This window comes from Mycobacterium sp. TH-M15, assembly GCF_057473705.1.
The window spans coordinates 1-4,879 of the sequence record NZ_JBYCLB010000009.1 but is presented as its reverse complement, the minus strand read 5'-3'; the positions used below and the strand labels follow the sequence as shown (position 1 = coordinate 4,879).

4 protein-coding genes and 1 pseudogene are annotated in these 4,879 nt (G+C 68.7%); 1 reads left to right on the top strand and 4 read right to left on the bottom strand.

Annotation, left to right across the window (positions count from 1 at the left end):
* Positions 1-107, bottom strand: a pseudogene (locus AC2VNT_RS00195) (crotonase/enoyl-CoA hydratase family protein); the annotation flags it as partial.
* 69 nt (positions 108-176) lie between these two features.
* Here AC2VNT_RS00195 and AC2VNT_RS00190 point away from each other — a divergent pair.
* The gene (locus AC2VNT_RS00190; RefSeq protein WP_486944944.1) at positions 177-1,010 is read left to right on the top strand and encodes a 1-acyl-sn-glycerol-3-phosphate acyltransferase; all 834 of its coding nucleotides are present in this window, start codon (positions 177-179) and stop codon (positions 1,008-1,010) included.
* Positions 1,011-1,014: 4 nt separating this feature from the next.
* On the opposite strand, the gene AC2VNT_RS00185 is transcribed toward AC2VNT_RS00190, so the two are convergent.
* Genes AC2VNT_RS00185 through AC2VNT_RS00175 form a run of 3 tightly spaced genes read right to left on the bottom strand, consistent with a single transcriptional unit; the run spans position 1,015 to position 4,814 of the window.
* Positions 1,015-2,433 (bottom strand): WS/DGAT/MGAT family O-acyltransferase, encoded by a 1,419-nt coding sequence (locus AC2VNT_RS00185; protein ID WP_486944943.1) that lies wholly within the window; start codon positions 2,431-2,433, stop codon positions 1,015-1,017.
* Between the two features lie 48 nt (positions 2,434-2,481).
* Positions 2,482-3,702, bottom strand: coding sequence for an alpha/beta hydrolase fold domain-containing protein (locus tag AC2VNT_RS00180; protein WP_486944942.1), 1,221 nt, complete (start codon positions 3,700-3,702; stop codon positions 2,482-2,484).
* Positions 3,699-4,814: a group II intron maturase-specific domain-containing protein gene (locus tag AC2VNT_RS00175; protein WP_486944941.1), complete on the bottom strand. Its 1,116-nt coding sequence runs from the start codon at positions 4,812-4,814 to the stop codon at positions 3,699-3,701. Before AC2VNT_RS00175 ends, AC2VNT_RS00180 begins: the two co-directional genes overlap by 4 nt.
* Between the last annotated feature and the right edge of the window lie 65 nt (positions 4,815-4,879).

The following is a 4,879-nucleotide window of genomic DNA, read 5'->3' as shown; positions in this document are numbered from 1 at the left end:
ACCTTGGCGTTGATCGCGTTCTTGGCGTCCGGCCGGTTGATGGTGATGAACAGGATCCGGTCGAGCTGTTCGATGAGGACCTCGGCGCCTTCGGATTCTTCGCTCACCTCGCCGATGTTAACGACAACTTGCGCGAAGCCGACAGCGTGGGCCAAACTAGAACACGTTCTAGTTTGATGGGAGACCTTGTGGACACGCCGGACACCGACCTGACCGACGCCGGGTCCACCCCATTGACGAAGTGGGATCCGGGCCTGACCCAGCGGGTGATGACGCTGCTCCGGCCGGTGATCAAGGGCTACCACCGGGCCGAGGTGCGCGGCCTGGATCGGTTCCCGGGCGGGGGTGCGCTGGTGGTCTCCAACCACTCCGGGGGCCTGTTCGCGATGGACATCCCGGTCTTCGCCACCGGGTTCTACGAGAAATTCGGCTACCACCGGCCGGTGTACACGCTCAGCCACGACATCCTGTTCACCGGCTTCACCGCCGACTTCTTCCGCAAGACCGGATTCATCCGGGCCAACCACTCCAACGCCGACGCCGCGCTGCGCTCCGGCGGCGTGGTGGTGGTCTTCCCTGGCGGCGACTACGACGTGTACCGGCCGACGCTGTCGGAGAACACCGTCGACTTCGGCGGCCGCACCGGCTATGTTCGGGCGGCGCTGAACGCCGGGGTGTCGATCGTGCCGGCGGTGGCGATCGGCGGCCAGCAGAGCCAGCTCTACTTGTCGCGAGGCACCGGGCTGGCCAAGCTGCTGCGGCTGGACAAGCTGCTGCGGGCCAAGATCCTGCCGATCTCGTTCGGCTTCCCGTTCGGGCTCTCCGCGGTGCTGCCGGTGAACCTGCCGCTGCCCACCAAGATCGTCATGCGGGTGCTGGAGCCGATCGACATCGCCGCCCGATTCGGCGACGACCCCGACGTCGATGAGGTCGACGCACAGGTGCGCCAGGTGATGCAGGCCGCGCTGGACGAACTCGCCGCCGAGCGCCGCTTCCCGATCGTCGGCTAGCGCGTCAGGCCGGCGGCAGCGCGGTCTCGACGACCGCCGGCTCGCCGGGAATCCCAGCGGCCCTTCGGATCTCGGCGAACTCGTCGACCAGGGCGGTGGTCACCTCGTGCGGGTCGTCGACCGTGGCGCCGTCGGTGAGCACCGAGATGTTGAGCTGGTCGACGTAGCTCCACACGGTGATGTTCAGCCCGCTGCCGGCGGTCAACGGACCGACCGAGTAGATCTCGGTGACCAGCGCGCCGCCGACCCGGCCGCGCTCCCGCGGCCCGGGCACGTTGGAGATGTTGAGGTTGAGCACCTTGTTCTGGCCGTCCTGGCCGGCCAGCCAGCGGAACAGTGCCTCCGCCGGTGCCGGCGGGAAATACGCCGACCAGCGGCTGATCAGCTCCGGCCCGATCAGCTGGTGGCTCTCCTTGGCCAGGTCGGCGGAGTCCCGCGCCTGCCGGACCCGGGCCAGGGTGTCGTCGACGTCGACCGGCAGCGCCACCAGCACCCCGCTGAACCGGTTGCCGGAGATCCGGTCGGAGGAGAAGTCGAAGCTCATCGGTACCGACGCCAGCAGCGGATGGTCGGCGTGGGCGTCGTAGCGCAGCAGCAGGGGGCGCAGCGCCCCCGCCGACATGGCCAACACCAGGTCGTTGATCGTCACCCCCAGTGTCTTGCCGGTCTGCTTGACGTCGGCCAGCGCCAGGGTGGCGGTGGCGAACCGCCGCTCCGGGGTGAGCATGTGGTTCATGAAGCTCGGCGGCGGGGTGAACGGCCGGGTCAGCCGCGGGGAGAGCTTGCGGGTGCTGCGCCGCACCCGGCCGACGCCGGCGGCGGTGTAGCGGAACGTCGCCGGCAGCCGGCCGACCTGGCGCAGATGGTCGACGAAGGCCGACCGCACCAGCCTGGCTTTGGTCGGCGTCACATCGGTCGGGTAGTAGTCCCGGTCGGCCTGCGGGCCGGGCTGCAAGTCCATGCCGCGGGCCATCAGGTTGGCCGAGGCGATGCCGTCGGCGAGCGCGTGGTGGATCTTGCCGACCACCGCGATCCGGTCGCCGGCCAGCCCCTCGACGAAGTACATCTCCCAGAGCGGACGGCTGCGGTCCAGCGGGGTGCTGGCGATCTCGCCGATGGCCTCGTCGAGTTCGCGGCGCCCGCCCGGCGCGGCCAGCCGCCATGGCCGCACGTGGTAGGTCAGGTCGACCTCGGTGTGCTCCCGCCACATCGGGTGATGAAACCTGAACGGGATGTCGACCAGCCGGTAGCGGAACGGATCCAGCTTGTAGAGCCGGCTGTGGATGACCCGGCGGAACGCCTCGATGTCGAAGTCGCGGTGATCGGCGTCCAGCTCGATCACCGCGATCTTCAGGGTGTGCATGTGCACGTTCGGTGTCTCGCTGTAGAGCAGCACCGCGTCCCACCCGCTCAACCGCTTCACGTCCTGATCACCCCCGGACCGTACCGCCGGTTCACACCGATCCGCGGCTCAAATGACCCGTTTGGTCCCGACTGACGACCGGTTGCGGTGGATCTGGGTGAGGAACAAGCCGATGGCGGTGGCCGTGACGCCGGTGCGGGTGCCGTCGATCATGTCGAAACCGTGCCCGGCGCCGGGCAGCTCCAGGTACCCGACGATCGACCGGGAGACCACGCGCAGCCGGTCGACGAACCCGCGCGCCTGCGCCACCGGGATGACGGTGTCGCCGCTGCCGTGCACCACCAGGAACGGCGGCGCGGCCGGGTGCATCCGGGCGATCGGCGAGGCGTCCCGGTAGATCTCCGGATGCCGCCGGATCGACCGGCCGACCACCACCCGCTGCAGGAAGTCGACGAACTCGGCCCGTTCCCGGGTGGATCGGTCGGACCAGTCGTAGCGGCCGTAGATCGCGACCACCGCGTCCACCGCGGTGTCGCCGTCGGCGGGCAACGCCGCGGCCAGCTCGGTATCGCCGCGGTCACCGCCGGTCAGCCCGGCCAGCGCGGCCAGATGGCCACCGGCCGAGCAGCCGGCGATCGCCACGAAATTGCGGTCGCCGCCGAACTTGTCGACGTTGGCGCGCGCCCAGGCGATCGCCGTCTTCACGTCGACGAGATGCGCCGGCCAGCGGTGGTGCGGCGCCACCCGGTAGTCGATCGACAGGCAGACCCAGCCCTGCTCGGCCAGCTGGGACAGGAGCGCGTAGCCCTGCATGGTGCGGCTGCCGTGCACCCAGGCGCCGCCGGGGACGAAGATCAGCACCGGGGCGGGCGTGGCCGGCAGATCCGGCCGGCGCCAGACGTCGAGCCGCTGGGCCGGGTCGCTGCCGTAGCGGACCGCCGACCGGTACAGCCGGCGCCGGTGCTCCAACGCCTTCGCCACCGGCGGGGTGCGTTGCGGCGCCGGCCAGGCGGTGCGGTCCAGCGTCTCGGCGGGGACGATGCCGCGCAGCCCGGTGACCGCGGCACCGATGCTCTGGTGATACGCCCGCGTGCGGTCCGCGGCGGTACGCCGGGTGAGCAGCGATTTCGTTGTGTTCGACAGGAACTGCGGCAGGTGCCGGGTGCCCCACACGCCGAGCGCGGCGGTGACGCCCAGCGGCTCCAGGCTCTTGCCCACCACCGGCAGCGACGCCGACGCGACGCTCAGCGCCAGCATATGGTCCGTCGGGCGGGTCCGGAGCAGCAGCTGAACCCGGGCCAGGACGCCCGTCTTGGGCCGTTCGCTCATTGGTAGTCAGCCTTCGGGTACCGGATGGTGCCGGATAAGCGGTGCAGACCGTGCCCTTCAAACCACTGCCGCGTCCATTGATCGGCTTGTCCGGCACGCAGATTGCGGCCCCGCTTCTTGAGCTGAAACCGTTTGAGCCGCCATGACACGTACCGGTCGACCTGGACGAACTTGTCGGCGGCGTTGCCGGTACGAAAGTAGTCACCCCAGCCGCGCAGGATCGGATTCAACGTCGCGATCACGGTCCGAATGTCCAGACCCACACGCGAGCGCCCGGTCAGAACACGAACCTTGTCACGCAGACGTTCGTGGTCGATCTCGCCGAAGAAATTAGCGATATCGAACTCGACCACGAACCGGTAGCCCTCGATGAACCCGGTCCGCAAGCGTTCCATCGCCATCGTCGCCGACCGCCTCGGACGAAACCCATACGAACACGGCACAAAGTCCGCCTCGAAAATCGGTTCCAACACCAGCTTGGCCGCCGCCTGAACCACCCGATCTCGCACCGTGGGTATCCCCAACGGCCGCTTACCACCCTGTGGTTTAGGGATCTCCACCCGACGCGCAGGCGCCGGGCGATACACGCCCTCGCGAAGGTCACGCCGCAACTCACGCAACATGCGGTCCACGCCGTAATCCTCCACCGCAACCAAGGTGATCCGATCCACCCCGGCCGCACCCTTGTTCTTACGCACCCGCTCCCACGCCTCCCACAAGACGTCACCCCTGTGGACACGGTCATACAGGGCGTGGAAACGCCGACCCTTCGACTGCTTGGCCGCAGCCCATGGCGCACGTTGCAGTTGTCGCACTTTCCCCGGCGACGCCCCTATCAGCTCGTCGTCGGCTACAGCAGGCGATTGCCTGCCGGGGTAGTTGGACCGAGCGAACCCGGTCATGCCCTCACGCTTACCCACTCCCTGCGCGTGATCAAAGTTGGGGCCCTTTCCTCCCGGCGCGTTATGTTGCACGCCGATCAGCGGTACTACGACCCCATCGGACTCCCGCTGCCCTCCAGAGAACTTCACCATCGGCTTATACCCCTGGTCTTTGCCCGACGCAGGCCAGGCCAGACGGGTCTCTCCTGTTTCGAACCAGACTGTGTGCACGTGCCGCCTCCCATACCCCGAAGAGACCCGACGAGCTAACCCCGGACCAGGGCTCGCCGGACATG